Genomic DNA, 24,314 nt, shown 5'->3' with positions numbered 1-24,314 from the left:
TCCTCACCGTCGACTGACAGACAAACCGAGAGACTTGATACACTCAAGATATTCCTGCCTTGCCTCGTCCCGCGAGACACGAGTATACACGTCCATGGTTCGGTTATTGGCGTCACCTCTGATGTACTGCAAGATGTGGTCACTCATCTCCTCTTGACGCATTAGGGTCGTGAATACCGTCCGGAACGTGTGAGGCGTGAACTTGCGGTGAAAGCGCGTCTCGCCTTCTTCCATCACGCCTGCCCTGACCGCAGCGTCACGAACAGCCCGCTGCACCTGTGTCGTCTGGACACGATTGCCCTGGATGCTCAGGAACAGGTACTCGGAGTCGTTGTCCGGGCGAACGAGGCGATACCGCTTGATGGCGTGTTTCACTTCCTCGTCCACAGGGACGACCGTCTGACTCCCACCCTTGCGCTCTCGCAGACGAATGAATCCGTCGTCGAGCATCAGGTCATCCTGTTCGATTTCGAGTGCCTCACGAATCCGGCAACCCGTCTTTGCGAGAATGACGGCGATTGCCTTGTTCCGCGGGTCGGCGATGTTGTGGACGATTTTCTTCGCGCTCTCCCACGTCGCACAATCGGGACGCTCGCGGTACTTCTGCGGGATTTCTTCGAGGACGACCGCTGCGGGATTGCCGGTGATATTCTCGAACCGCGTGCGCTTCATCGTCCACCCGTAGAACGACGACAGCGATTCGAGGTATCTACGCTTCGTGTTCTGCGAGAGGTCACGAGCAGCGAGCTTCCCGACGTAGTCCTCGATGTGGCGCACCTCGACATCTTCGGGCGCGAGGTCGGGGAACTCCTCGTGAAAGAACGATTTCAGCGTTCGGGAGTAGGCGTTGAGCGTTCGACGACTGCGACCCATCGCCTGCTTACGTTCGATGAAGTCGTTGACCGCGTCGTGCTCGTTCTCGTAAATCTTCTCGCGGGTCGTGCCCGTCATGCCTCAACCACCTCCGCATCAGCGTCGTCGTGAGCGAGTCGCCAGCCGTAGCCCTGCTTGTATTCGACCTTGTTCTCTTCCGCGAGGTCGAACAGTTGCTCCTCGACGGCGTCTTTGACGATTCCCGTGAGGACGCCGCTCCCAGTAACTTCCTTGAGAATGCTTTCGAACTCCTGGTAGCGGTCGGTGAGGAACGCGGTGACGAACTCCTCGTGTTCGATATCGATCTCACCCGGTTCGGAGTTCTGCGCGTTTTCGAGGTCGTCCTGTAACTGCTCGACTTGCAGTTGGAGTTCCTCGACCTTCGACTCGTTCTGACTGTACGCGAGGAACCCCTCTTGACGGGCAGCGCGGGCCTCTTGTATCAGTTCGTAGATATACTTCGACCGACTCCCGTATCCCTGCTCTTCTGCCTCTTCCATCCACTCTTCGGCGTGCTTGCGACTGGGGTACAACGCGACATAGGCCGTCTCTTCGGACAATCCGACCTCGGTCTCCCACTCGGTCTGCTGTGGCTCTTCATCACTCATAGTGTCTCACAACAGACAATTACGACTGGATGCACCTAGGCCTATGGATAGATTGTGAGTCGTGAGTGCCGAGGCCACCTTTTATCCATACATCTGCGAGGAGAAGTGAACGTTAGAGAATCGCGTCTGTTACCTTGAGAGAATGACAGTCGTAATCAAAAGGCGAATAGAGTACACTGTTTCTGTTGTAATCCTCAAATGGGGATATGTTCTTGGAGCCATGCTGAATCCAGAGCTCGTATTTTGCACAGGTTTTTTGGTATGAAGTAATCTCGCGAATCCTAAACTTGGTATAAATATGCCTCGGTGTTCTGATATTCTTCTGGACAACCACCCGTTTCCCAGCCCTGCCCTGTTGTCTCGATATATGCGTATTTCCTCCCATCTAATTCCCAATAGGCATATAACAGACACCGGAACCAACTATCTGTGATAGAAAGTCGGAATGAATGTGTGGCTCTTATCAGTTCTAACCAGGTTATACAATCGGTAAATCCTTCTCGAGAACAAACGTCGTTTAGACTGTCCAATGTCACGGCGCCAAATACTTCTGGTTCTCTTTGTCGGAGGAATGGTTCTCGTCGCGGGATGCTCGGGTACGCCAGCGACTGACTCGACCCAGTCACCGACGACTGAAGCACCAACGACGGAGGAAACACAGACCCTGACAAGTTCGGGAGGGAATGGAACACTCACGGTCTACGTTCTGAATGTCGGCCAAGGAGCGAGTATTCTAGTAGTTGGGCCAACCGGAGAGACCCTTTTAGTTGACTCAGGTGATTGGCGAGCCGAGGGTGAAACTGTGCTCAATACGCTCGACCAGCTTGGAATCGAGCGAATCGACTACCTGGTGACCTCTCACCCGGATGCAGACCACATCGGTGGCCATGCCGAGATAATCAACCATCTCGAAACCGAGGGAGAGGGGGTTGGCGTCGTGTATGATCCCGGCATTACCTCGACCTCGCAGACCTATCAGGACTACCTGGACGCGATCGAGGCACACGATGTCACTCTCTACAAATCCTTCGCTGGCGATACAATTCCTCTGGAGGATGCAACCGTCCAGATTCTTGGCCCACCTGAGGGCTACGTGGACAACGAAGATCGAAACGAGAACAGTCTCGTCCTCCACATCGCCCATGGCGGAACGAGTGTGCTGATTCCGGGTGATGCCGAATCCGACAGTGAATCGTATCTCGTCGACGAGTACGGCGAGCAGCTGAATTCTACGGTACTGGTTCCAGGTCATCACGGGAGTGCATCGAGTTCGACCGAATCGTTCCTGGAATCAGTAGACCCTCGTATCGCGACGATCACCAGCGCATACGACTCCCAATACGGTCATCCAAACGAGCAAACCCTTCAGCGGCTGGCCGCCCAAGAGGTTCGTACCTATTGGACGGGGACGCATGGTACGACCAAACTGACTTCAAATGGAACCCATCTCCGAGTCGCAACGGAGTATGACGGTCCGACAGAGCCACTCCAGCTTCGGGATGGAGAGGGCACCACAGCCGGCCCCTATTCGACGCTGACCGATCGGTTTGTGCTTGACGTCTCGTCTGGCGGCGAATCGAAGATCATCGCGGATGGTGGCGAAACCGAATCTACGACGACGGAGTCGGGAAGCGGCTCTACAGGAGAGCTAGCAGTTGCCACAATTCACGCGGATGCTGAAGGCGACGACCGAGAAAACCTGAATGATGAATACGTGGTTTTCTCGAACACAGGAGATTCAAGTCTCGATCTGTCCGGCTGGACAGTCACCGATGAAGTCGGGACCACGTACACCGTTCCGGAAGGAGTTACACTCGATCCGGGTACCGATCTTACGCTTCGGACTGGAAGCGGCGATGACACAGAGTCCGAACTCTACTGGGGTTCCGAATCGGCAATCTGGAACAACGGCGGGGATACAGTCATAGTTCGTGATGACAATGGATCAATCATAACCGAGGAGAGCTACAATGGGTGAGGAATTCACGGGTGTCGTTGACCGATTTGAGGGGGATCAAGCTGTGATACTCCTCGAAGCAGATGGTGAAACAGTGGACGAAGTCGTGCTGCCACGAACGGATCTTCCTGGTGATGGAGACAGGGTGGACGCCATCCTTCGGATAGTGCGTGAGGGGGATGAAATACGAGAAATCGAGTTTGACGCCGAAGAATCCAAGCGGCGCAAAGAGTCTGTAAACGATCAGTTCGACCGGCTTTCAGAACGACCGGATTAAGTTCGAACCGACAGATTCCTTCCGGTGCTGGACATCGATTCGGTGACTTGGAGATGAGTAGCGCAGAAAGGGCCTCGGAGATTTCTTTCGGTTGGAGTGATGTTGCGATTGATTTTTCAATCCTGCTGGCACTCCCGCTCGCGATACTTGGGCTCCAATATTCAGCTATCATTCCAACCAAGTGGATCGTCCTGGACCTCAGCTCTCCATCAGTTATTGCAATTTATGGACGTCTCTTTGGGCATATTTCCGCGGCCCATCTCTGGGCCAATGTGAGTTGGTTAGTGGTCACGGGTCTCGCTCTCTATGGGTATGCAGTGTGGACAGTTGATGTTCGGTCGTATCGTATCGTGATGGTCGCCGGTATGCTTGGGACGCCCATAGTTACCGCGTCAGGGCTATGGCTGATTTATTCAAACATAGGAGAATTGCCAGTCATAGCCGGCGCGTCCGATCTTCCATTGGCCCTCTTAGGCGCTACGATCAGTCTGTATCTGCGAGATATAAGACAACTACTCGTTGGGACGAGCAGAGCGACCTCCTTTCACATTTGGTATGGGGTATACCTTTTAGCACTTCTCGCCTCGATAGCAATTTCAACCCTTACAATCGGTCTGGGACCTGTATCGGAGACTGGCCATTTGCTTGGGTTCTTGGTGGGTTTGATCCTTGGCGGATTCGTGTAGCTGGAAATTACACAATCTTGGCACATGGAATTTCGACGCCTCAAAAAAGTGGGTAAGGGCATACACCAGTCGGGTGGTCAGGCCCGACTCATCATTACCTGGGAACGCCGGGTACTTATTGATAGCAACGGTCAGTCGTCGAACTCAAGATCTTCGGCTTTGAGTTCGCCTGCAAGGTAGTCGAGGCCCTTCTGAGTGATCTCATAGTAGCCCCGTTGTTCGTGAACCTTATTCAGAAGTCCTTCTGATTCGAGTTTTCGCATTCGGTTTCGAATGTGTGTTCTTGAAAAATCAAGATGGTAAGACACCACCGAAGGAGGTAGTGCAAGAAGGTTTTCCTCGAAGAACTCAAGTATCATATTGTCGGCGTTGGTCATCCACGACACCCTCGGACGCATAACTGATCTGTCTCAACACTCATGTAAATTCACACCGAAAGATTTGATGCCGAACTCCAAATAAGTTGGTGTAGTTACTGATACGAGTAAGTATAAGTGGGATGCACCTAGAAGGTGGTAGTAGCGAGGGCATACACGACTGGTCGTCGTGCGGTGATCGGTCGTTAGAAGTTGCGGGTCCCGCTGATACAGCAGCGGACCCGCGCGGGCTCTCGTGACACAAGCACGATAGCCATGTATGAGTACGCGCGACGGGATGAAAAATTCCCGCATGCCGATGGCGAACAGGATCGGAAGACAGTCCGGAAGTGGTCGAAACGAACGCTCGATGGATTTGCCGAGCGACTGAGCCGTTTCGGGTTTGCGGTCCGGAAGTTCCGGAAGGGCCTATTGGCGAGTTATTCCCGTGCCGTCCCTCGATTCGAGGCACCGATGAATCACGTCGCTACCGACGGTGATCTCGCATGAGCGTGTGGGAGTCACCCGACGAGGCCACCTGGTGCCCGCAGTGCCAGCGCGAGCGTATCAACTGCGCGCACATGCACGAGGAACAAGCCGTCGCGACGGACGGCGGCCAGGACCTCGGCCGTCACTGGGATTGCGAGGATCATCTCGAGGCCGCTTTGGAGAAGACCGAGAGCAGCGCGGTCCGGAAACACATCCGCGAGGCGCTTCAGATGCCCGCGATCCAGCGAGACGAGGTGGAGCGATGAGTATCTCTACTGACCCGCTCGCGATCACCTACGACGACCCCGTCGAGGACCTCTGCCAACGCATTACGGAGTTTCTCGGGCTGGAAATGTACGACTACACCCGTCTGGATGCGAGTGTCGTCAAACCCATGGCCGATCGACTCGGTGTCGATTCCTCCGGGTACCGTCGGGAAGTGGTGATTCGGATTCGACGCGTTCACCCAGAACTCGACGAGTCCCGGTCGTTGCCCGAATTTTCCATTCCCGAGCTTCGCGAGCTGTACGCCAGCCTCGAACGGGATGAGACATTCGATGAGTGAGGCCGAGCTCACCGAGTCGGAGATCGAGAAGATCGAATCCGATCCGTATCTCACCGTCGAGGATGTCCAGGAGTGGCGCAGCGAGGGCGAGGCATGAGTCTGGGGAACGATCCCGACCCGGTCGGGCCGCAGACCGAGCCCGAACCCTACGACTGCCGGTTCTGTGACCGGAAAACCTACGACGCCCGGCGGATCTGCCCGGACTGTCGTCACGAGGAGGTTCAAGAATATGAGTGATTCCGGCCCGCCCACCTGCTGGCGGTGTGGGTTCCGGCCGCTCGTGAATCCAGGAGAGAACCTGCACTCCCTGGTTGTGACCCTCGACGGCGAGACCTGGCCCGATCTTCACGTCTGCGAGGACTGCGCCAAAGAGCTCTCCGCAGAACTCGGGGCGTTGCACCTGTACGACGAGGTGACCGAGGCGTGAGTCGGGAGCGACCCTCACCCGAGGAACTCGCTCCGGAGGACGCGATCGAGCGATACCTTCGTCGTCGACGGCCCGATTCGACCGACCGGAGTATTCAGGGCTGGAAGTACCGGCTCAAGCTGTTCCGCGAGTGGCTCGACGAGGTCGGGATCGAGCAGGTCGGCGAGCTTCGTCGCTACGATCTCGACGAATACTACGAGCATCGGAGTGCCGAGATCAAGCCAGTCACACTCGAGGGCGAGATGTGGACGCTGCACGGCTTCGTTTCGTTCCTCGAGGACATCGGTGCCGTCGAAGATGGGCTGGCCGACTCGGTCCGGATTCCGGACCTTGACCCGGAAGATCGATCCAGCGACATCAAGCTACACGCGGACGCGGCGCTCGCGCTGTTAGATTACTACCGGAGCAACGAGACGCTGTACGGAACGCGACGGCATGCGTTTTTCGAGCTTCTCTGGCATACCGGCGCCAGGCAGGGCGGCATCCGGGGGCTCGATCTCCAGGACGTCGAGCTGGAAGACGACCCGACGGTGAACTTTCGACACCGACCGGGGAGTGGGACTCCATTGAAGAACAAACGAGCGGGCGAACGGCCTGTCGGGATCTCCGAGACCGTCGCCGACGTGCTTCGGACCTACGTTCGAGTCCACCGGCACAAGAAGGTCGACGACCATCAGAGATCGCCGTTTCTCACGACGACTCGAGGAAGACCATCTCCTCAGACGCTTCGGGCCTGGAGTTACCGGGTCACGATTCCCTGCGAGCATCAGCCGTGTCCCCACAGTCGATCACGGGACACCTGCCCGTTCGTCGACTACCACAAGGCTTCGCAGTGTCCATCGAGCCGGTCACCGCATCAGATTCGGACGGGCGCGATCACCTGGATGCTGAACCGGGGTTGGCCGCCAGAAGACGTCGCTGCGCGGGTGAACGCATCGGTTGAGACCATCGAACAGCACTACGACAAAGCCGACCTCGATCAGCGGCGGAAACGACAGCGCCAGCGGATGGAAAAGCGCCGTCGCCCCCTGCTCGATCAGCTCCAAAACAAGGAGGAAAACCAATGACAACTGACGTTCAAATCGCCCGAAGGCTTCCGAATAATAGAATCGCGCCCGGCCCGCTTTTGTGACGAACGACGGTGAGGAGCAACGCGGCAAGCGATTTGAACGCAGAGCGGAGCTTCGCTCCGACCGTGTGTTCACGATCGAACCGACCCGTCTGGATAACTCGCTGCGTATTCAAGGTGCTTGGGAACGCCAGAGCGGCACCCGGACCGTGATGACACTCCCCCGGGGTTCGTTTTCCTCGAACTCCAGCGACCCGTTCGATTGGGTGACGATGTGTTTGACGAGCCATAATCCCAGGCCGCTCCCGTGCAGGAGTGCGGTTCGCTCGGCGTCGCCTTCGATTATCTGCCGTTCCATTTTGGGAATTCCAGGGCCCTGATCTTTGATGTGAATGGAAAGATGATCCCCGTCCCGCTCTGTCGCTACCGTCACCACCGGTCGCTCGTCGTCGTGATGTTTCAGGCCATTTTCCAGCAATTCGCAAAGCGCCTGTTCGATTTGCGGGACTGCCTGGATTGCCGAGTCAAGAGATCCCTCTACGACGACGGTGCCGTTCGGATATTGATCATTGAGTCGCTGCCGGATCTGAGTCACGAGTCGCGAGAGGGAAATCTTCGCTGGTGTCTTCGACTCCGAGAGAATTTCGACGATCTGTCGTTCCTTCTTCGCTAACTCCACCAACCCGGTGCCAGTATCAATGATCCGCTCTGCAAGCTGGGACACATCCGCTTCGGGGTCCGCTCGGATCTGCTCGGCGTTGCCGAGTATCACGGTCATGTCGTTGTTCAGATTGTGTCTGAGAAGCCGGTCAATGACTCGGAGGTGTTCCTCTCGGGTTTTCAGATCCGTGACGTCCCGGCAGATCGCTATCGTGCCGTCTAACTCCCCGTCGAGATCGTAGTGGGGATAGCGCGTCGTGCTAAAGACGCGCTCGCCCGTCTCCGGTAGCGATACCTGCATCTCGTACTCCATGGCTGCTTCATGCTTCAGAACCCGGTCTTTCTGCCTCGATATCTCGGTTGCATCCGCCGGTTCCATAAATGCGAATTCGTCTCGGCCGAGGAGTTCCTCCTTCGGAAGATCGGCGTGGCGAACGACCGCCGGATTGATCACCTCGAATTTCCCGTCGAGACCCTGCAACATGATCGGATCGTCGATCTGCTGGACGATTTCCGCGAAGGTTTGCCGTTCCTCCTCGGTTTCCTTGGCGTGGAGATAGAGCCCGATATCGTCGGCCAGGTCGGTGAGCAACTGGATCTCCTCGTCACTCGCGGGTTCGTCCGGGGGAAAGTGAACGGTCAAGACGCCATACGTGTACTCGTCGTGGGCGACTTCGATACCATAGCCCTCGTGAGGGGGCCCTGGCTCGACATGCTGCTGAAAGGGCCCAGTGGTAACGTCTTTAATGTGATATACCCCAGCGTCCGTCACCGCTTTGACGTACCTATCAGTGTGGAACTGTCCGACGGCCACTCGGTCCAGTTCGGAGCCGGATTCACACCGGAAGTCCACCGCGCCCGCGTCCAGTTCGGCAAAAAACGTGCAGCCGAACCGGTCACTCGACGCGATGCTGTCAAGGATCTGTGGAAGAACCTCCTCCCGCGGCCCCATTCTCGCGATGAGTTGATTTACCTCCGAGGAAATTCGCCGCACCTCGGAAAGCTGTCGTATCTCTTCGGCGTTCGCCTTTTGCTCGCTGATGTCCGTCTGGATCGCCACGTATCCCTCGATATCTCCGTCCTGATCTGTCACCGGTGCAATCGTCTGATGCGCATGATACGTGTCACCACCCTTCGTTTTGTTGCGGACTTCCTCTTCCCAGATCGCCCCCTCGGTCACAGTGTTCCAGAGGGCCTCGTAGTAGTCCTCGGACATCTCGCCGGACTTGAGGATGCGTGGATTCCGCCCGATCGCGTCCGTCGGTGAGTAGCCCGTAATGTCCTCGAAGGCCGCGTTCGCGTACGTGATGTCGCCGTCCGGATCAGTCATATACACGGCATGTCCGGCGGCGTCCACGGCTTGCTTGAACTTGCGGAGTTTCTGTTCTCGCTTTTCCCGTTCCGAAATGTCACGGATCGAGGCGAACACGCCGGTTATCTCCTCGGTCTGACCTTCACGAAGGGGGTAATAGTGGACGCTCAGTGTTCGAGGGTCGCCGTTCCGGTCGGGCTGTACGCGATCGTATGCCACAGACTCACCATCCAGGGCCTGCTGGAGGTAAGTTTCAGCCGTCTCGTAGATGTCCTCCCCCAGAATCTCACGAAGATGCGTGCCGGCGATGTCGTCGCTCACCCCGAGAAGGTTCCGATACTGTTCGTTCGCAAAGACTACCGCTCCCTCCCGATCCAGCGCAACGAGCATGTCACTCGACCCCTCGACCGCGGCTTCGTACCGTTTCAGTTCGCGTTGTCGTTCCAGGCGCTCCGAGACGTCCCGAATGATCGCGATGTAACCCTGCCCGGCGCCGAACTCGTCTCGGAGACGTGAGACCCGAGTTTCGCCGGGAAACACCGCCCCGGATTTGGTTTCGTACGAAACTGCCGGCACGACACCGGAATCGTCTACTTGCCCCTCGAATTCTGCGACCAGATCCTGGTACTCGCGGGCCGTTTCAAAAATTCGGTGGACGGGTTGGCCCTCGATCTCCGAGAACTGGTAGTCGAACAAGTCGGTAAACGCCTGGTTGCAATTGACTATCTCACGATCAGTATTGACGACGACGATCGCATCGCGGATGCTCTCGAAGAGTCGCCGAAACTTGGTCTGGACGGTCTGAAATTCGCTTTGCAGAGCCAGCGACTGGTCGCGGCGTGTGAGAAGATTGTCCAGCCGGCGTTCGAGGGTTGCCTTCCCGACTGGCGCCTGAATGGATTCGTCCACGAGGGCCACGCCGTCGGCCCCGGATTCGAAGGGGTCCACGTCGATGGACGAGGATGGACGCTGGATCAACAGCGTCGGGAGAAAGGCCGGATCGGCACTGGATTTTTGGTCCCGAAGGGCCTCGGAATACGTCGGCAACTTGGCGATGTCGACGACGTAGCAATCAGCCGACTGGAGTGTCTCATCGACGATGACTTCGTACCGATCTCGCAGGAGGTGGGTCAACGCTTGCTCGTCGCCCCGCTCGTTGACCACCAGTTGAATCGTTGCCCGGCTTTCGTTACTGCCGCCGTCGTCACTCATTGTCCGTGACGTGTGTTGGTCGTCCCTGTAGGATTCCCTGCACGTCGTCGAACGGGGACTCGATGACGACACCCTCGTCCTCGACGATCGAAAACCGGTGAAACCGCCTGTCGAAACTCCCCAATCGCTTCTTCAACACGCCGATCGTCCGGTGCAACTCGCCTTGCAACTCGATGTAGGAGAGAAAGAGAATGTTGTCCGCCAGATAGCTGGTGTTTTCGCTCGTCGGGTTGTGATTGCCGGTGAGCTGTTGGTTCTCGTCCGTAATGACCACGGACACCCCCTTGTTCTTCAGTTCGCGAGTGAGTGCGTGGAGCCGACGGACCAGCCGCTGTTTGTCCCCTTGCAGAGAGATCTTGAACCCGGACAACCCGTCGATCAACACCATGTTGGCGTCCATCTCGGCGACGTCCTGCAGCACGATTCTGGTGAATTCCTCGGCCGACAGAACGAGTGGCTCGATTTCTTTGAGGCGGAACTCGTCCTGTTCGAGGTACTCCGACACCGGAATGCCGAGATTGTCGGCGCGATACCTGAATTGGTCGACTGACTCCTCGAAGAGATAGCCGAGCGCGTTGCCCTCACTTCTGAGCGCGCCTTCGAGCAACTGGGCGCCGATCGTGGATTTGCCGATGCCTGTCGGCCCGCTAACGAACGTGATGGACCCCTGTTCCAACCCGCCCTCGAGCAGCCCGTCCAGTCCGTCGTGGCCGGTGGAGTTCAGTTGCGGTTCGAAGGTCCGCTCGCTATGGTCCGGAATCAGCTGGGGAAACACTTCGACACCGTGATCTCGGATTTCCAGGCCGTGGGTGCCGTCACGCTGGCCGATTCCCCGGTGTTTCTGGATCCCAATTCGTCGTTCGCCCTCATCCAGGTGAAGCGAGATGATCCCGTCACTCAGGGATGCGATATCAGTTTGGACTGTCCCACCCCGGTTCAGATCGGAGCGGATCGTCCGGGTGACGAGGATGGTAATGTCCCGGTCTTTCAGAAATCGAATGAACGACTGGAGGCGTTTCCGGTACTGATACTCGTCACGCTCCACGTACTGCAACTGCGTGATCGGATCGAGCAACACCCGCGAGGGGTCCGTTTCCTTGATGACGGCGTGGATGTCCTCGGTGAACCGCTCGGCATCGATCTCGCTCGTCTCGACCAGGTCGTAAGCGACGTCATCCGCGAAAAAATCAGTCCCGGGGCCGATATCGAGAAACTCCGCGTCCCCGATCTCCAGACCCACCTGGTGTGAATTGGCGAGGATATCGCGTTGGGACTCCTCGCCGTGAATGTAGACGACGGTCTCGTCGTTTTCAAGGCCTGCTTCGAGGAAATGCTGTCCGATCAGCGTTTTTCCCGAGCCGGATACGCCCTGAACAAGATAGACACGGCCGCGTTGATACCCACCTCGTAGCAAATCGTCGAGTTCCGGGATGCCCGAGTGGATCAACTCGACGCTGCGTTGGGTATTGTTACCATTCATTAGTTTGCTTGTTTCGTTTAGATCATTGACAATTGGCGACCGATACCTCGTTGTTTCAACTAGTGAGTGGTATTCCACAGCTTTAGGTGTTACCTGATATACCAAGGAGTTTTGTTATACTGACGGCCGAAATTAATAATCAGAATTCATTTTGGAACCGTCGAAAGGCCGTAGCTTTCCATGCCTTTTTCGGTGCCGGCTGCCCCGATCGAGTGTCAGTAAACCAGAAAGAGCTGGGCAAAAAAGTCGGATGGAACCACCATCCGTCGGTCGTCTTCTTCGAAACGGGCAAGCGAGCGGCCTGTCGAGATCTCCGAGACAGCTGCGGCATACCTGCCCTCATTGAGTATCACAAGGCTTCGTAGTGGCCATCGAGCCGGTCACCCCACCAGATTCGGACCGGTGGGATCACCTGGGGGTTGAACCCCGCTGGCCGCTGGAAGACGTCGCTACGCGCGTGAATCCCTCGATTGAAACTAACGAACCGCACTCCGACAAAGTCCACCTCGACCAGCGACGGCAACGACTCCGCCATCGCATTGAAAAGCGGCGTCGGCCGTTGCTCGATCAGCTCCAAAACAACGCGTAATCTTAAGCCGATCGACAGTAACTACCCGGTAGGGAATGGCGATCGAACTCAGCGAGGCCTTCGTCCGACTCGTCGGCCACTCCCCAGTGATTCAGGCGCTCGCTGGCGGCCTCGTCATCGCGTTCATGAACCTGCTCGGGGCCTCGCTCGTTCTCGTCTGGCGGAACCCCTCCGAGAGAGCACTCGACGGAATGTTGGGATTCGCGGCCGGCGTGATGCTCGCTGCGGCGTTCACCAGCCTCATCATCCCGGGAATCGAGCAGTACTCCGGTGGGAACCCGATTCCGACACTCATTGGAGTGGGCCTCGGTGCACTCTTCCTCGATCGGGCGGACAAACTTGTTCCCCACGCACACTACCTGCTGACCGGACGACCACGATCGGACGCGGCGAAACAGGGCCAGACACATCCCATCTCCGAGGATCGACTGTCCGGGTTGGTGCTTTTCATTCTGGCGATTACGCTGCACAACATGCCCGAAGGACTGGCCGTGGGAGTGGGATTCGGGGCCGCTGGGGGAGCGGTCGACCAACTCGGTGGCGCGCTGTCCCTGATGTTCGCGATCGGGTTGCAGAACATCCCCGAAGGACTGGCCGTATCGGTCGCTGCGATCAACGCCGGCCTGGATCGGCGACTCTACGCAGCGATAGCGGGAATTCGTGCCGGAGCGGTGGAGATTCCACTCGCGGTGCTTGGAGCCCTCGCCGTCTCGACTGTCGAGCCCCTGCTCCCCTACGCCATGGGCTTTGCCGCGGGCGCGATGCTGTTCGTGATCTCCGATGAAATCATCCCCGAGACACACCGGAGCGGGTACGAACGTGTGGCGACCCTCGGACTGCTGGCCGGCGTCATCATCATGATCTATCTGGACATCGCACTGGCAGGGTGAGTTTTGGGGACTACACTTAGACCCAGGCGCGGAACGCGCAGAAGCGAGAAAACCCAACGTTTCGATGAATCCGACTGAAATCCCGTCGACCGCCACGTACTGGGATAGAACGGCGACAACCGATTTCCAAATCGGGACCAATCCGTTTGAAATCGAGTTCAGGGCGTTCCCCCCTTTTGTGTCCCAGTCGAATACGCTCAGTCGCGATGATCGAAGCAGACCCACTTACGATCTTGACGGTCGCGACCGACGCGGGACAGACGCTGCTGCAGGCCGGCCCGCCGAGTGACCTGCCCGCACAGGTGCCCGACTTCGTCACTGAATTGCTGGACACAGTTCGAAACTCGACGGGCGAGGATGGACTGGGTGAGACCATCAGCGAACTGACCCCTGGCGGAAGTGAACATGCTGGCGCGGCGGGCCAGGGTGCTGGCGCTGGTGCTGAAAATGCCTCGAAGTAAGTAACAAAAACGGATCGGACCGAACGAGCAGCAACGCGTTCACGGTTCCGAGTTTCGGCAGGTCCCACCGGTCACGTATTTTGGGAATCTTGAAGACCAACAGGCCAGAATCGGTCAGTCAACAGTATGCACACGAAAGCGTCGTACCACGATCGGACCCATTCCGTATGAAAGACGCAAACCTCCTGGCTGACGTTCTGGTGCCGATCCTGTTTTTCCTGGGGGCCATCGTCTTCACCGGCGGCTGGCTGGAAACAGGGCAGATCACGTTCGCCGTCGTCGCGCTCCTGCTCGTGCTCGTCTCGATATACGGGGTCTACCGGCTCGGAAAGCTGTACCTCAACTGAGAGCGGGCAAACTCAGTCCCGCTGAGGCTTGTAGTTCGGCGCCTCGTCGGTAATCATCACGTCGTGGGGGTGGCTCTCCTGCTGGCCGGCCTGTGAGACCCGGACGAATCGAGCCTTCTCCTTCAGGTCGGTCACGCTGTGAGCCCCGGCATAGCCCATCCCGGACTGGATGCCGCCGACGAGCTGGTGGAGTTCGTTCGCAAGCGGGCCCTTGTACGGGGTCGCGGCTTCGACACCTTCCGGCACGTAGTCGTCCTCGTCCTCTGTCTCCTCTTTGAGATAGCGTTCGCCACCGCCGGACTGCATCGCACCAACACTGCCCATGCCGCGGTACTGCTTGTACTTCTTGCCCTGGATCGTAATCACCCGGCCGGGCGCTTCGTCGGTTCCAGCGAAGTACGATCCCAGCATCACTGCATCGGCCCCTGCTGCGAGTGCCTTGGCGGCGTCCCCGGAGTACCGAATACCGCCGTCGGCGATCACCGGCACGTCCTCCTCGGCGGCGACATCTGCTACCTCGGCGACGGCAGTGACCTGGGGCATTCCGGCCCCGCTAACCACCCGCGTGGTACAGATGCTCCCCGGGCCGATCCCGACCTTGAGGCCATCAGCGAAGTCCACGATGTCACGGGCGGCCTCTTCGGTCCCGATGTTACCGACGATGACATCGGCGTCGACCATGTCCTTGATCTCGCGCGCGCTGTCGACGACGTTGAGGTTGTGCGCGTGAGCGGTGTCGATGAAAATGGCGTCGGCTCCGGCCTCGTCCACGGCCACGGCTCGATCCTGTTCGAACGGACCGACGGCTACACCGACCCGAAGCCGGCCCTGATCGTCACGAACAGCCTGTTCGTGTTCGCGCCGGGCGAGGATCCCCTGCATCGTGACCAGGCCGACCAGGCGATCGTCCTCGTCCACGATGGGGACCCGCTCGATCTTGTGCTCGTACATGAGCTCCAGCGCTTCCCGCGGGGTAACATCAGCGCCGGCCGTGATGACCTCGTCGGTCATGGCCTCGCGAACCGCGTCGTAGTCCCCGACTTCCAGGTACGGACGGATGTCCGTCCCGGAGATGATGCCAAGCACCGAGTCGTCCTCGTCGACGACCGGGGCGCCGCTCACGCCCTCGGCACTCATCATCGCATCGACCTCGCTGACCGTCTGGTCGGGGGCAGCCGTGACGACGTTCTCGCGGCGGATGATGGTCTCGTCCGCTCGCTTGACCTGCTCGACCTCCGCGACGGCCTGTTCAGTGCTCATGTTCTGGTGGAGCACGCCGAGCCCACCCTCTCGAGCCATCCCGATCGCCATTTCGGCCTCGGTGACGGTGTCCATCGCCGCCGAGAGAATGGGAATCTGGAGTTCGATGTTCTTCGAGACCCTGGTGCTCACGTCTGCCTCGTCGGGCTCGACACGACTCTCGGCCGGTCGCAACAGTACGTCGTCGAACGTGAGTGCCTCCGGGACCTGCAGCTTCTCGGTGAACGTCCCTGCCGGGGGAGAATCCTTCGCCATGTAGTACGCAACAACTGCTGGGTCAAAAGGGTTGCGAGAAACGAAAACCGAACGCCGTGCGCACCGTGTGCCCGCCTCTCACGCTATATTTATGAGGGAACCCGACCGACATACGTGTATGGACCCCGTCAGTTCCATTGCCGAATGCATCGCCGGCGAACAGCCTCTCGCCACCGGCGACAACACATTTTTCGGCAAACAGAATGTGAACGCGGGGAATTCGGTCTGGCTCATGCGGGCCGACGGTCGCAGGCATCACCGCATACATCGCCAGCACCCACATGGTTACGGGCACCCAGCCTAGTCGATGAGTAGCTCTCGCCACCCGATCGCGCTTCGCCTGGAGCAGCAGGTGGGCGGTGCCACCAAGCTCCTGGCGACGGTCATGCTCCTCCCGCTCATCGACGGGATCTTCCCGGCGCTCGTCCTGGCAGACGCGCTCTCGAGTACGGTTGGGATCCTCCAGGTTGGATTGCTGGTCTTCGGTGGCAGTGCCACCGTGGCCGTCGTCCTCGTCGAGATGGAGGCCGATCCGATCCAGCAGTCAAAGGAGGTCCTCATGGTCGGGATCCCGTTGATCCTGATCGCGGGCCTGGAAGCCGCGATGGCCCCGACTATCGCGAGTATCATCGACGTGGTCATCTTCGAGCGCTTTGCGGCCATCGTCATCGTGGCGATCGCCGCGAAGACCGCCAGTTCGACCATCGGGGAATATCTGCCGCGCGCGAGTGTGATCATCGGCCTGGGTGCCATCGCCAGCCTCAACCCCGGAGCCTTCTCCGTCGCGGTCACGACGGATCTCGAACTCGTGGCCCGGGCGATGGCCGCCGGTGGCACGGGCGTCGGCTTCGCCCTGCTCCTGGTCCTGCTTCGCCCGCGGATCGAGCACATGGTCGATATCGACCGCTTCCGCTTCGGCAGCGCGGTCGCACTGGGGACACTCGCGCTCTCGATCATCGGGCTCGTGCCCACCGAAGCCCCGCTGCCGGTGTTCGCCATGGCCGCGCTCCTGGCGATCGACCCGACGGACGAGTCCGAGGAGTCCGCAACCGAGACGCTCACGCCCCGGACCCCGACCTCGACCGACGGCGGATCGGACGGTGTCACGACCACCGACGAGGAGACCAAGGATCAGTACGGCTACCCGGGGGAGGGCGAGGAAGATCGGGCCCCCTGGGTTTGACTCGAATCGTAACGCCCTTTAGCCGTACCCGACAATCAGGGGGTACGGGGCTGTGGCCAAGCCAGGAATGGCGACTGACTCCAGAGGTTTGCCGACGACGACACTCCAGACTGGTATACCGAGCGTTCGACTGGCCCTCGTTCGCGATGACGACCCTCTGGAGTGCCGAGGCGTACCGGGGATATCAGTCGATCGGGGGTTCAAATCCCTCCGGCCCCACTCCCTTCACTCCCGAGGCGCAACGGCGCCGAGCGAGAGGTCAATTCTGTGTGGGTTGCGGATTTGAACCAGAGCGGAGCTTTGCTCCGACCGTGGTTCAAATCCCTCCGGCCCCACTCCCTTCTTCGTACTCCCCAAATCGCCATTCTGAGTAATGGCGGCTTCATCTGGTGGGACGAAAATGGAGGAGTTAGCATATTTTCCGAAGGATTTGGTTCCGAAATGGTTCCAAGTTGACCATGAGTCTGACAAATGTCTGCTTGTAGTATCCGGGAAGGCTAAAAGAGGAGTCTGACCGTGCCAGGGATTTTTCAGGAACTGGCGACTAGCCTTCAATGTGCCTCAGAGATACCGATACGTCGTCCTGAGTGTTTTTGTCGGGTTGCTCGTCGTCACTGCCGGCTGTTCGGGGCCCCTTAGTGACACTGACACGAGTCGGGAGCTGAAACTCGTCAACCAGGATAATACGGATCACGCGGTCGTCGTGGAAATCTCGGATGAGACTGGACTCGTCTACTCTGACGGACGAACTATTGAGGCAGAAACCGATCTCAATTTGGCAGAGTTTAACCAAACTGGCGAATTTGATGTCAAAGTGACCGTCGACGGAAATTCCACCACCATAACCCACACCTTCGAGTCAACCGACGACGCGATCCACGTGACAAATATCGGGATTTCCAATGACGGAACGGTCCGGGTCGGGTGAGCCAGCGCAGCGAACGCAAAACCGACCCCGAGCACGTAGAGCAACCCGCCGCCGTCGATCTCGAGGTCATACCTCGGCGTGAGACCACTGCCCACTCAGTTTTTGGTCCCGGAATTGGAAGTGAGTACAGGAAATCCACGCCCCTCGACTGGTCAGGTGCTACGGGACCAGCAAGGTGACTCGGGTGGGTGGTGGCGGTAGTGTGGGCGGCGGGCCGGATCCCCCTCTCCCCGTACCCTGAAGGCTCCCCCTTGGTGGGCGGCCTGACCCACCCCCCGGGCGGCCTCCAGGGGCACACGTTACTGAACGCGGCGTGCATATGAATGGTGCCGACAGTCAATTCGAATTAAATTCGAGTAATTGCGGATTAACTCGGATTAATCGAGTGCTTCGAGCAGACACGCGGATTATGCGGCACTTTACCACACAACTCGAAGCATTGGCTCCCCCTCGTGGTACCGTGACCCTCGGAAGGGTTATCCGAGTGTCGGGCCTGTGTTAATTTGCAATGGCAAACGGCACGGTTGATTTCTTCAACGACACGGGCGGTTACGGATTCATCGAGACTGAGGACGCGGACGAAGACGTTTTCTTCCACATGGAGGACGTCGGTGGCCCGGACCTCGAGGAAGGACAGGACGTCGACTTCGACATCGAGCAGGCTCCCAAGGGCCCGCGCGCCACGAACGTCGTTCGGAACTAAGCGATTCGTCCGATTTGGACGAACTACGTTTTCACACCACTCAGCGACTGCGTTCGTTCGTGAACAGGTAGAAGGCCTCCCGGGCTTTCTCCGCACGTTCGTGCTGTCGTCGAGCCGCAGCTACGAGGCCATCGGCGACGGCGTCGTACTCCGAACGAGCACTTCTGCCGAGTTCCTCCCGGCGATCGACGTGTCGGTCGAACGTATCGCCGAGATCGTGGTACGTTAGCACGCCTCTAAGATCGTCCAGTCTCGGTTGCGCGCCGTTGACGAGCTGTTTGGTGACGACGACGAAGGCATCGGAGGCCCGTTTCAGCGACAGTTCGGCCATTTCGGCGTTGCCCCGATCGATCGCCGTCCCGAAGGCAGTTATGGCCGCTGCGATCTGCCGGACGGCCGCCTCGGATCGCTGTAACTCCTCGATGGCGTGATATAGTTCGGCAAAGGCATAGACGAGAACCAGCTTCTCGTAGGGCTCCGATACGTCCGCCGCAGCCCGGGCGGCGATACCGAAGTTTCCGTCCCGGAGCGCCGCCGAAAACCGCTCCGGATATGACTCCAGCATGGATTCGAGACGCGCCCGCTGACGTTTCACGGTGGCCGACGAAGCGGTGATGGTCGGTCCGTCGATCTCCAGGGTCACCGACTGGATTTCGGCCAGCAGTTCACTCAGCTGTTCGGTAGTCCCTGGGTTAGCGTCCGAATTTCCATCGGCCGCCGTCGCCGCTGGGAAATGACGGCCCTTGGCTGCCGCCCGACGCTGTGTCTCGGAAACGGCCGTCTCGACGTTCACCGTGGCAGCCAGCGTCTCCGCGTCGGGGCCGAGCAACTCATCGACGGTCTGCCAGTCCAAAGACCCCTCATCCCAGGGGATTCGGCCCTGATCGACGGCACTGTTGAACGATCCCAGCATCGCCAGCGAACCCGCATGTGAGACGCGGCTCGAACGCTCACTGTCTGTGCTGGCTTTCCGATTCGCGACGATCTCGGTCAGGAGAAGCGCAGCGATACTCTCCTCGTGGCCGTACCCATCGTGGGTGGCGATCGCTTCGAGAGAGCGAACAGTCGATTCCGAAGTTGCCCCCGCGGGAGTCTGTTCTCTGACAGCGACGGCGTAATGAAACGGATCCAGTTTCGTGTGTCCGGACTGTTCGGTCCGGGCGAACGTCGTCTCGATCGTCCAGTCCGGTGATTCCCCCTCAGAGCCGCCACGACGTTTCTGCATCCGTTGGGTGACTGTCAGTTCGAACTGGGAGTGTTCCCCAACCTGGGCACGAAGTTCGATAATACCGCCGACTGCAGATTCGGGGAGAATACAGTTCCGCATGGCGCCAGTCCCGGTAAACTGGACCGAGTCGACGTCCCCGATGGTTTTCGGGACGAGTTCGTCGATGTGGGCGCCGACCCGTCTGCTCAATACGTCCCCAGACCCCCAGCCTCGGCTAGGCATGCAACCACCTGCGGACCGACGACGACCGGAGAGCACAGGCCATGTCGTTGGTTGGACCCGCTACTCCCGCCCCGGCCTTAACTCTTCCAGCCGGTCCAGTGAAAATCCCCCTTACTCGATTTCGAGCTCGCCGCCCGATTCGGCCCCGTCACCGCCGTCCTCGGGCCACTCCAACTCGAACTCCACGCTAAGCTCGCCGGGGCCGTCCACCGGCCCTTCTCGTTCCGCTTTCACTTCGAAGGTGAGGTGGGCCGGCGGATCGGCAGTGTACGAATCGTTGCCCGTCCGGAGGGTTATCGGTTCACCGGCTCGCAACTTCGACGCGACCGCCGAGAGGGCGTCTGCGACCTGTTCGCGGCTCTGGTGCTGTTCGGATTCGAAGCGTACTTCTTCGGGCATACAACTGTGAAGGCGCGCTGGGTAGATAAACCCGCACCCAAGCCGCGTTCCATAATGAACGTTTATGAGGGTCCGTCCGGTATGAATGCCCATGACGAAAACTGACCATGTACTCGTCGCCGGTGGCGGCCGAGTCGGACGCCGTGTCGCGAAACGATTCGCTGACCGGGGACGACCGGTCACCGTCATCGAACGCGATCCGGACGAGGCACACGAGACTAATCGCGATTTCGAACTCGTCGCGGGGGACGCGACCCGGCCCTCGGTTATCGAAGCCGCCCTCCGACCCGACACCGAAACGATCGCCGCGCTGACCGACCGGGAAGACACCAACCTCGCGGTCTGTCTGGTCGCCAAGCAGATCGATCCGGACCTCCGCACGGTGGCCCGGATCGAAGACGAGTGTGGCGATGAATACGCCGACTTCGTCGACCAGGTCTACTTCCCCGAACGCGCGAGCATCAGGGCGGCCGTCAACGCGATCAGTGGAAGCAACGTCCGCACGCTGGAGGACGTGACCGGCGACCTGGAGATCCTGGACATTCAGGTCGGATACGACGCCCCCATCAAGGGCAAGCGGATCTCCGAGATCGAGTTCCCCGAAGGCGTACAGATCATCTCACAGACCAACGGCCACGTCGCCGCTCAGGCCGAGGAGAAGATCGTCGCCGGTCGCCGATATCTGGTGGCTGCCGATAACCCGGTCGTAAACGACGTCCTCGACCTGTTCCAGGGAGCCGAAGAGTAGACTCCTTACGGAGCGTAGCCCGGTGTCGAGTCGATAACTCCCGCCAGGTCGGTCTCCAAAACCGTCTGAAGCTCCCTGACGCCGGGTTTCTCGACGCGGTCCGGTGCGGCGACGACCGTGAGTGTCTGGGTGCCGAGTGGAACGAAGTCCACGTCGAGTTCACTCGCCGCGAACCGGAGCCCCAGACCGACCGTCGCCGTTCCCTGTGCAACCCGTCTGGCCGGACTCCGAACGCCAGTCACGGTTCGGTCGTAGCCGGGAATCCGGTCGGCGAGTTCGGCTTCCGAGACGTCCCGTTCCGCGGCCAAGTCGGCCAGTGCCTCGTCGAGTGCCGAACGCAGGCCGGAGACGGTCGGAAGGTTGTAGAAGGACTCAGCCCCTAGAAGGTCGGCGAGTTCAGAAACGTTCGCCGGATTGCCCGACGGCACGATCAGCCCCCACTCGCGGTCGAACGTTCCCAGCACCTCGCCATCCACCGCTTCGGCGTCGCCGGGGGCCAGCAGGGCGAAATCAGGGATTCCGTCCCGGAACCGTCGCCGCCCCTCGCGGCTGCCATGTGAAAGATAGCGTGGGCCATCGATTCGGTCGAGGAGCCGGGAGAGCAGGGGGTCTGACTCACCGATTCCGAGCACTGAAGGGGGCCGGGTGTCACCCGAAAACAGATCCACGGTGACCGACTGACCACGTTCGAGCAGTTCTGTCTCCGGAGACATCTCTACGACGCCGTCGGCCTCGGTGAGGCTGGTGATCGCGCCGCTGCCCTTGTCGACCGGGTAGACCAACACGGATCCGGACTCGTCTTCGATGACCGCCACCGGAAGCAGGTAAGTCCGGCCCTCCGTGTAGCGCTTGGGTGCCACCATCTCTCCCTCCAGTGTGGGAGCCGATTCGGGAGGCCGGCCTGCCGCCTCGCGGATGGCCGGCGCGACGAACGTCCGGAAGATGCTCAGGGCCGAGACCGGGTTCCCGGGCAGGCCGATGTAAGCCGTGTCGGCGATCTCGCCGACGATCGTCGGGCGACCTGGCTTGACCGCGACGCCGTGCAGATCGAGGCTCCCGTGGTCCTCGACCACCCGATAGAGCACGTCGGCGTCGCTCGCACTGGTCGATCCGGAGGAGAGCACCAGATCACACCGTTCGCCAACGGATTCAAGCGTCTCGTGCATCCGATCGTAGTCGTCAGCGATGTGGGGCACGACTTCCGGCTCGCCACCCGCCGCCCGGACCGCCGCTGCCAGCGCGTACGTGTTGAGATCATAGATCTGGCCGCGCGCGTCGTCTAGGGGCTCACCGGGGCGAACAAGTTCGTTCCCGGTCGAGACGATTCCCACTGTCGGCCGTTCCACGACTGGCACTTCCTCGACGCCGATCGCCGCCAGCAGACCAACGTCCCGGGTCGTGAGTACCGTTCCCGGGCCGATCGCTCGATCGCCTGCGGCCACGTCGTCGCCGCTGTGCATAATGTTATCACCTGGGGCCACGGCGGTCCGGATCTCGATTCGGGGCTCGGCCCCAGACTGCAGCCGCGTCGTTCGCTCCACCGGAATCACCGCATCGGCCCCGGGTGGGACCGGTGCCCCGGTCGCGACGCTTACCACGCCACCAGACTCGACGTCCGTCTTCGGTTTGTCCCCGGCTTCGACCACTCCCAGCAGGTCGGCCACGAACGGATCGCCCTCCGAGGCGTCGAAGGTGTCCGCGGCCTGGACCGCATAGCCGTCCTTCGTCGACCGATCGAATCCCGGGACGTCGATTCCGGCGTCGATGCGCTCAGCTGCGACCCGGCCGTCGGCCTCGATCAGCGGCACTGATTGCGTGCCCGGGTCGATCCCGAGGGCGTCGATCGCCGCGTGCAGTTCAGCCGGCTCGGCCAGATCGCGGAACTGTTTGCGTTCGCTCATGGCAGCGCCTCCCAGAATTCCACCGTCACGGTGTCACCCGCGTCGTATCCCTCGATCGATTCGGGAACCTGGACCCAGCCGTCCGCCAGCGAGACACTCGACAGAATGCTCGCGCCGCTCTCGTGGACCGGTTCGGCGACCGGCCCGTCCTCGCCGTCCTCGACGGTGACCCGGACACAGCTCCGGATTCCAGGTTCGCTGCGGATCTTCCGACTCAGTGTCGCATCGACCCGAGCCGGTTCGTCCGGTTCCGTGTCCGCTGTCCAGTTGAGAATCGGCCGGACGAACTGCCAGGCGTTGACGATGCAGGCCACGGGATAGCCCGGCAACATCAACACCGGCGTCCCCTCGACCTGCCCCAGCGCGACGGGGTGGCCGGGCTTGAGAGCGACACCGTGGACGAGCAACTCACCTAGATCTTCGACGACGGCCGGGAGCAGATCCCGTTTCCCGATCGAAGAGCCGCCAGTCGTCACGATCAAATCGGCATCCAGATCGGCCTCGATGGCCTGGGCGAGCGCTTCTCGGTCGTCGGTCACCACCTCGTGATGGGTGGCATCCCCGCCCCAACGCTCGACCAGCGAGGAGACCATGATCCCGTTGGTTTCGATCGCTTCGCCCGGATCGGGGTCGCTCTCGACGAGTTCCTCCCCGGTCGGAATGACGGCCACGTCGGGGCGCTCCCTGACGGTGACGGTCTCGACCTCGACCGAGCGAAGCAGCGCCAGATCGGACGGTCGAAGGCGGTGCCCGGGGTCGAAGAGGTGCTGGCCGGCCTCCAGGTCCTCGCCCACGTCGCTAACGTTCTGGCCGACCGCCGCGGCCCTGCTGATCTCGACTTCATCACCCACCTCGCGCGCGTACTCGGTCTTGACGACGGCGTCGGCCGGCTCGGCAACCGGGCTTCCAGTGTGGACCCAGGTGGCCCGTTCGGGCCCGGCTGTGTCCGCATCGACTTTCAGCGTCGCGGGTGAGCGGTCGGCCGCACCGAACGTGTCCTCGGCCCGGACCGCATAGCCATCCATGGCCGCGCGCGGAAAGTCCGGCACGTTTCGCGGTGATTCGACGGTTTCGGCGAGAACGCGGCCGTCTGCCGCCTCGAGCGGTACCGTCTCGGTGCCAGTCGAGACTGTCGTCACGTCACGGAGCGTCGAAAGCGCCTCGCGGACCCGCGTTCGCTCGACAAAGCCCGACCCTCGTACTGACTCGGCGTCTCCCATGTGTGAGAG

General features: G+C 60.0%; 26 protein-coding genes and 1 tRNA gene. 17 read left to right on the top strand and 10 right to left on the bottom strand.

What is annotated here, in order from left to right; genetic code table 11:
• Positions 1 to 3 precede the first annotated feature (3 nt).
• Complete coding sequence (locus tag HSR6_RS04755; RefSeq protein WP_071932973.1) at positions 4 to 951, bottom strand: tyrosine-type recombinase/integrase; 948 nt, start codon at positions 949 to 951, stop codon at positions 4 to 6.
• On the bottom strand, positions 948 to 1,481 hold the full coding sequence (locus HSR6_RS04750) for a hypothetical protein (protein ID WP_071932972.1): 534 nt from the start codon (positions 1,479 to 1,481) through the stop codon (positions 948 to 950). The genes HSR6_RS04755 and HSR6_RS04750 overlap by 4 nt, the downstream gene beginning before the upstream one ends.
• A gap of 529 nt (positions 1,482 to 2,010) precedes the next feature.
• On the opposite strand from HSR6_RS04750, the gene HSR6_RS04745 reads away from it, so the two are divergent.
• The 3 genes from HSR6_RS04745 to HSR6_RS04735 are packed head-to-tail and all read left to right on the top strand — an operon-like array spanning position 2,011 to position 4,401.
• On the top strand, positions 2,011 to 3,459 hold the full coding sequence (locus HSR6_RS04745) for a lamin tail domain-containing protein (protein WP_071932971.1): 1,449 nt from the start codon (positions 2,011 to 2,013) through the stop codon (positions 3,457 to 3,459).
• The gene (locus HSR6_RS04740; RefSeq protein WP_071932970.1) at positions 3,452 to 3,715 is read left to right on the top strand and encodes a DUF3006 domain-containing protein; all 264 of its coding nucleotides are present in this window, start codon (positions 3,452 to 3,454) and stop codon (positions 3,713 to 3,715) included. The genes HSR6_RS04745 and HSR6_RS04740 overlap by 8 nt, the downstream gene beginning before the upstream one ends.
• Positions 3,716 to 3,768: 53 nt before the next feature.
• Positions 3,769 to 4,401, top strand: coding sequence for a rhomboid family intramembrane serine protease (locus tag HSR6_RS04735; protein WP_071932969.1), 633 nt, complete (start codon positions 3,769 to 3,771; stop codon positions 4,399 to 4,401).
• A 131-nt stretch (positions 4,402 to 4,532) separates the two neighbouring features.
• On the opposite strand, the gene HSR6_RS04730 is transcribed toward HSR6_RS04735, so the two are convergent.
• Positions 4,533 to 4,778 carry a MarR family transcriptional regulator gene (locus HSR6_RS04730; RefSeq protein WP_233488557.1) on the bottom strand — a complete coding sequence of 82 codons (246 nt, stop codon included), beginning with the start codon at positions 4,776 to 4,778 and terminating at the stop codon, positions 4,533 to 4,535.
• Between the two features lie 255 nt (positions 4,779 to 5,033).
• Between HSR6_RS04730 and HSR6_RS04725 the strand changes: the two genes are divergently transcribed.
• The 6 genes from HSR6_RS04725 to HSR6_RS04710 all read left to right on the top strand — a co-directional run bounded on the left by HSR6_RS04725 (position 5,034) and on the right by HSR6_RS04710 (position 7,305).
• Positions 5,034 to 5,267, top strand: coding sequence for a hypothetical protein (locus HSR6_RS04725; RefSeq protein ID WP_071932967.1), 234 nt, complete (start codon positions 5,034 to 5,036; stop codon positions 5,265 to 5,267).
• Positions 5,264 to 5,512: a hypothetical protein gene (locus tag HSR6_RS04720; RefSeq protein ID WP_071932966.1), complete on the top strand. Its 249-nt coding sequence runs from the start codon at positions 5,264 to 5,266 to the stop codon at positions 5,510 to 5,512. The genes HSR6_RS04725 and HSR6_RS04720 overlap by 4 nt, the downstream gene beginning before the upstream one ends.
• On the top strand, positions 5,509 to 5,811 hold the full coding sequence (locus tag HSR6_RS04715) for a hypothetical protein (protein WP_071932965.1): 303 nt from the start codon (positions 5,509 to 5,511) through the stop codon (positions 5,809 to 5,811). Before HSR6_RS04720 ends, HSR6_RS04715 begins: the two co-directional genes overlap by 4 nt.
• A gap of 93 nt (positions 5,812 to 5,904) precedes the next feature.
• Positions 5,905 to 6,048 carry a hypothetical protein gene (locus tag HSR6_RS10980; RefSeq protein ID WP_158514136.1) on the top strand — a complete coding sequence of 48 codons (144 nt, stop codon included), beginning with the start codon at positions 5,905 to 5,907 and terminating at the stop codon, positions 6,046 to 6,048.
• A complete protein-coding gene (locus HSR6_RS10880) occupies positions 6,041 to 6,238 on the top strand; it encodes a hypothetical protein (RefSeq protein WP_148661802.1) in 198 nt (65 codons plus the stop codon). Before HSR6_RS10980 ends, HSR6_RS10880 begins: the two co-directional genes overlap by 8 nt.
• On the top strand, positions 6,235 to 7,305 hold the full coding sequence (locus tag HSR6_RS04710; RefSeq protein WP_071932964.1) for a tyrosine-type recombinase/integrase: 1,071 nt from the start codon (positions 6,235 to 6,237) through the stop codon (positions 7,303 to 7,305). Before HSR6_RS10880 ends, HSR6_RS04710 begins: the two co-directional genes overlap by 4 nt.
• 174 nt (positions 7,306 to 7,479) lie before the next feature.
• Here the strand turns inward: HSR6_RS04710 and HSR6_RS04705 are convergent, their stop codons facing one another.
• On the bottom strand, positions 7,480 to 10,491 hold the full coding sequence (locus HSR6_RS04705; RefSeq protein ID WP_071932963.1) for a PAS domain S-box protein: 3,012 nt from the start codon (positions 10,489 to 10,491) through the stop codon (positions 7,480 to 7,482).
• Complete coding sequence (locus HSR6_RS04700) at positions 10,484 to 11,971, bottom strand: ATPase domain-containing protein (RefSeq protein WP_071932962.1); 1,488 nt, start codon at positions 11,969 to 11,971, stop codon at positions 10,484 to 10,486. Before HSR6_RS04700 ends, HSR6_RS04705 begins: the two co-directional genes overlap by 8 nt.
• Before the next feature lie 624 nt (positions 11,972 to 12,595).
• Between HSR6_RS04700 and HSR6_RS04690 the strand changes: the two genes are divergently transcribed.
• From HSR6_RS04690 to HSR6_RS04680, 3 genes are all read left to right on the top strand, one after another.
• Complete coding sequence (locus tag HSR6_RS04690; RefSeq protein WP_071932960.1) at positions 12,596 to 13,450, top strand: ZIP family metal transporter; 855 nt, start codon at positions 12,596 to 12,598, stop codon at positions 13,448 to 13,450.
• A gap of 206 nt (positions 13,451 to 13,656) precedes the next feature.
• Positions 13,657 to 13,911, top strand: coding sequence for a hypothetical protein (locus tag HSR6_RS04685; RefSeq protein WP_071932959.1), 255 nt, complete (start codon positions 13,657 to 13,659; stop codon positions 13,909 to 13,911).
• Between the two features lie 167 nt (positions 13,912 to 14,078).
• A complete protein-coding gene (locus HSR6_RS04680; RefSeq protein ID WP_070364848.1) occupies positions 14,079 to 14,258 on the top strand; it encodes a hypothetical protein in 180 nt (59 codons plus the stop codon).
• 12 nt (positions 14,259 to 14,270) lie between these two features.
• Here HSR6_RS04680 and guaB read toward each other — a convergent pair whose 3' ends face one another.
• The gene (gene guaB / locus HSR6_RS04675; protein ID WP_070364847.1) at positions 14,271 to 15,773 is read right to left on the bottom strand and encodes an IMP dehydrogenase; all 1,503 of its coding nucleotides are present in this window, start codon (positions 15,771 to 15,773) and stop codon (positions 14,271 to 14,273) included.
• Between the two features lie 307 nt (positions 15,774 to 16,080).
• On the opposite strand from guaB, the gene HSR6_RS04665 reads away from it, so the two are divergent.
• The 4 genes from HSR6_RS04665 to HSR6_RS04650 all read left to right on the top strand — a co-directional run bounded on the left by HSR6_RS04665 (position 16,081) and on the right by HSR6_RS04650 (position 18,587).
• Positions 16,081 to 16,956: a DUF5794 domain-containing protein gene (locus HSR6_RS04665; protein ID WP_071932958.1), complete on the top strand. Its 876-nt coding sequence runs from the start codon at positions 16,081 to 16,083 to the stop codon at positions 16,954 to 16,956.
• 46 nt (positions 16,957 to 17,002) lie between these two features.
• Positions 17,003 to 17,175 (top strand) — tRNA-Trp (locus tag HSR6_RS04660).
• 337 nt (positions 17,176 to 17,512) lie between these two features.
• Positions 17,513 to 17,884: a hypothetical protein gene (locus HSR6_RS04655; protein ID WP_071932957.1), complete on the top strand. Its 372-nt coding sequence runs from the start codon at positions 17,513 to 17,515 to the stop codon at positions 17,882 to 17,884.
• Positions 17,885 to 18,392: 508 nt separating this feature from the next.
• The gene (locus HSR6_RS04650; RefSeq protein WP_070364829.1) at positions 18,393 to 18,587 is read left to right on the top strand and encodes a cold-shock protein; all 195 of its coding nucleotides are present in this window, start codon (positions 18,393 to 18,395) and stop codon (positions 18,585 to 18,587) included.
• A gap of 40 nt (positions 18,588 to 18,627) precedes the next feature.
• Here HSR6_RS04650 and HSR6_RS04645 read toward each other — a convergent pair whose 3' ends face one another.
• Positions 18,628 to 20,037, bottom strand: a complete 1,410-nt coding sequence (locus tag HSR6_RS04645) for a hypothetical protein (protein WP_148661801.1) — start codon at positions 20,035 to 20,037, stop codon at positions 18,628 to 18,630.
• A gap of 111 nt (positions 20,038 to 20,148) precedes the next feature.
• Entirely contained in the window at positions 20,149 to 20,436 is a 288-nt protein-coding gene (locus HSR6_RS04640; protein WP_070364827.1) for an amphi-Trp domain-containing protein, read from the bottom strand.
• Positions 20,437 to 20,527: 91 nt separating this feature from the next.
• On the opposite strand from HSR6_RS04640, the gene HSR6_RS04635 reads away from it, so the two are divergent.
• Entirely contained in the window at positions 20,528 to 21,184 is a 657-nt protein-coding gene (locus HSR6_RS04635; protein WP_070364826.1) for a potassium channel family protein, read from the top strand.
• A gap of 5 nt (positions 21,185 to 21,189) precedes the next feature.
• On the opposite strand, the gene HSR6_RS04630 is transcribed toward HSR6_RS04635, so the two are convergent.
• Both HSR6_RS04630 and HSR6_RS04625 read right to left on the bottom strand, forming a co-directional pair.
• Complete coding sequence (locus HSR6_RS04630) at positions 21,190 to 23,085, bottom strand: molybdopterin biosynthesis protein (RefSeq protein WP_071932955.1); 1,896 nt, start codon at positions 23,083 to 23,085, stop codon at positions 21,190 to 21,192.
• Positions 23,082 to 24,305: a molybdopterin molybdotransferase MoeA gene (locus tag HSR6_RS04625; protein WP_070364824.1), complete on the bottom strand. Its 1,224-nt coding sequence runs from the start codon at positions 24,303 to 24,305 to the stop codon at positions 23,082 to 23,084. Before HSR6_RS04625 ends, HSR6_RS04630 begins: the two co-directional genes overlap by 4 nt.
• Between the last annotated feature and the right edge of the window lie 9 nt (positions 24,306 to 24,314).

Source organism: Halodesulfurarchaeum formicicum (assembly GCF_001886955.1).
Lineage (GTDB): Archaea > Halobacteriota > Halobacteria > Halobacteriales > Halobacteriaceae > Halodesulfurarchaeum > Halodesulfurarchaeum formicicum.
Note: the sequence above shows the minus strand (reverse complement) of the source record. Positions and strands in the feature narration are given on the sequence as shown.

Excerpts from the sequence above, each read along its gene's own strand:
- HSR6_RS04755 (WP_071932973.1), bottom strand. The coding sequence starts at position 951 with ATGACGGGCACGACCCGCGAGAAGATTTACGAGAACGAGCACGACGCG.
- HSR6_RS04750 (WP_071932972.1), bottom strand. The coding sequence starts at position 1,481 with ATGAGTGATGAAGAGCCACAGCAGACCGAGTGGGAGACCGAGGTCGGA.
- HSR6_RS04745 (WP_071932971.1), top strand. The coding sequence starts at position 2,011 with ATGTCACGGCGCCAAATACTTCTGGTTCTCTTTGTCGGAGGAATGGTT.
- HSR6_RS04740 (WP_071932970.1), top strand. The coding sequence starts at position 3,452 with ATGGGTGAGGAATTCACGGGTGTCGTTGACCGATTTGAGGGGGATCAA.
- HSR6_RS04735 (WP_071932969.1), top strand. The coding sequence starts at position 3,769 with ATGAGTAGCGCAGAAAGGGCCTCGGAGATTTCTTTCGGTTGGAGTGAT.
- HSR6_RS04730 (WP_233488557.1), bottom strand. The coding sequence starts at position 4,778 with ATGACCAACGCCGACAATATGATACTTGAGTTCTTCGAGGAAAACCTT.
- HSR6_RS04725 (WP_071932967.1), top strand. The coding sequence starts at position 5,034 with ATGTATGAGTACGCGCGACGGGATGAAAAATTCCCGCATGCCGATGGC.
- HSR6_RS04720 (WP_071932966.1), top strand. The coding sequence starts at position 5,264 with ATGAGCGTGTGGGAGTCACCCGACGAGGCCACCTGGTGCCCGCAGTGC.
- HSR6_RS04715 (WP_071932965.1), top strand. The coding sequence starts at position 5,509 with ATGAGTATCTCTACTGACCCGCTCGCGATCACCTACGACGACCCCGTC.
- HSR6_RS10980 (WP_158514136.1), top strand. The coding sequence starts at position 5,905 with ATGAGTCTGGGGAACGATCCCGACCCGGTCGGGCCGCAGACCGAGCCC.
- HSR6_RS10880 (WP_148661802.1), top strand. The coding sequence starts at position 6,041 with ATGAGTGATTCCGGCCCGCCCACCTGCTGGCGGTGTGGGTTCCGGCCG.
- HSR6_RS04705 (WP_071932963.1), bottom strand. The coding sequence starts at position 10,491 with ATGAGTGACGACGGCGGCAGTAACGAAAGCCGGGCAACGATTCAACTG.
- HSR6_RS04700 (WP_071932962.1), bottom strand. The coding sequence starts at position 11,971 with ATGAATGGTAACAATACCCAACGCAGCGTCGAGTTGATCCACTCGGGC.
- HSR6_RS04690 (WP_071932960.1), top strand. The coding sequence starts at position 12,596 with ATGGCGATCGAACTCAGCGAGGCCTTCGTCCGACTCGTCGGCCACTCC.
- HSR6_RS04685 (WP_071932959.1), top strand. The coding sequence starts at position 13,657 with ATGATCGAAGCAGACCCACTTACGATCTTGACGGTCGCGACCGACGCG.
- HSR6_RS04680 (WP_070364848.1), top strand. The coding sequence starts at position 14,079 with ATGAAAGACGCAAACCTCCTGGCTGACGTTCTGGTGCCGATCCTGTTT.
- guaB (WP_070364847.1), bottom strand. The coding sequence starts at position 15,773 with ATGGCGAAGGATTCTCCCCCGGCAGGGACGTTCACCGAGAAGCTGCAG.
- HSR6_RS04665 (WP_071932958.1), top strand. The coding sequence starts at position 16,081 with ATGAGTAGCTCTCGCCACCCGATCGCGCTTCGCCTGGAGCAGCAGGTG.
- HSR6_RS04650 (WP_070364829.1), top strand. The coding sequence starts at position 18,393 with ATGGCAAACGGCACGGTTGATTTCTTCAACGACACGGGCGGTTACGGA.
- HSR6_RS04645 (WP_148661801.1), bottom strand. The coding sequence starts at position 20,037 with ATGCCTAGCCGAGGCTGGGGGTCTGGGGACGTATTGAGCAGACGGGTC.
- HSR6_RS04640 (WP_070364827.1), bottom strand. The coding sequence starts at position 20,436 with ATGCCCGAAGAAGTACGCTTCGAATCCGAACAGCACCAGAGCCGCGAA.
- HSR6_RS04635 (WP_070364826.1), top strand. The coding sequence starts at position 20,528 with ATGACGAAAACTGACCATGTACTCGTCGCCGGTGGCGGCCGAGTCGGA.
- HSR6_RS04630 (WP_071932955.1), bottom strand. The coding sequence starts at position 23,085 with ATGAGCGAACGCAAACAGTTCCGCGATCTGGCCGAGCCGGCTGAACTG.
- HSR6_RS04625 (WP_070364824.1), bottom strand. The coding sequence starts at position 24,305 with ATGGGAGACGCCGAGTCAGTACGAGGGTCGGGCTTTGTCGAGCGAACG.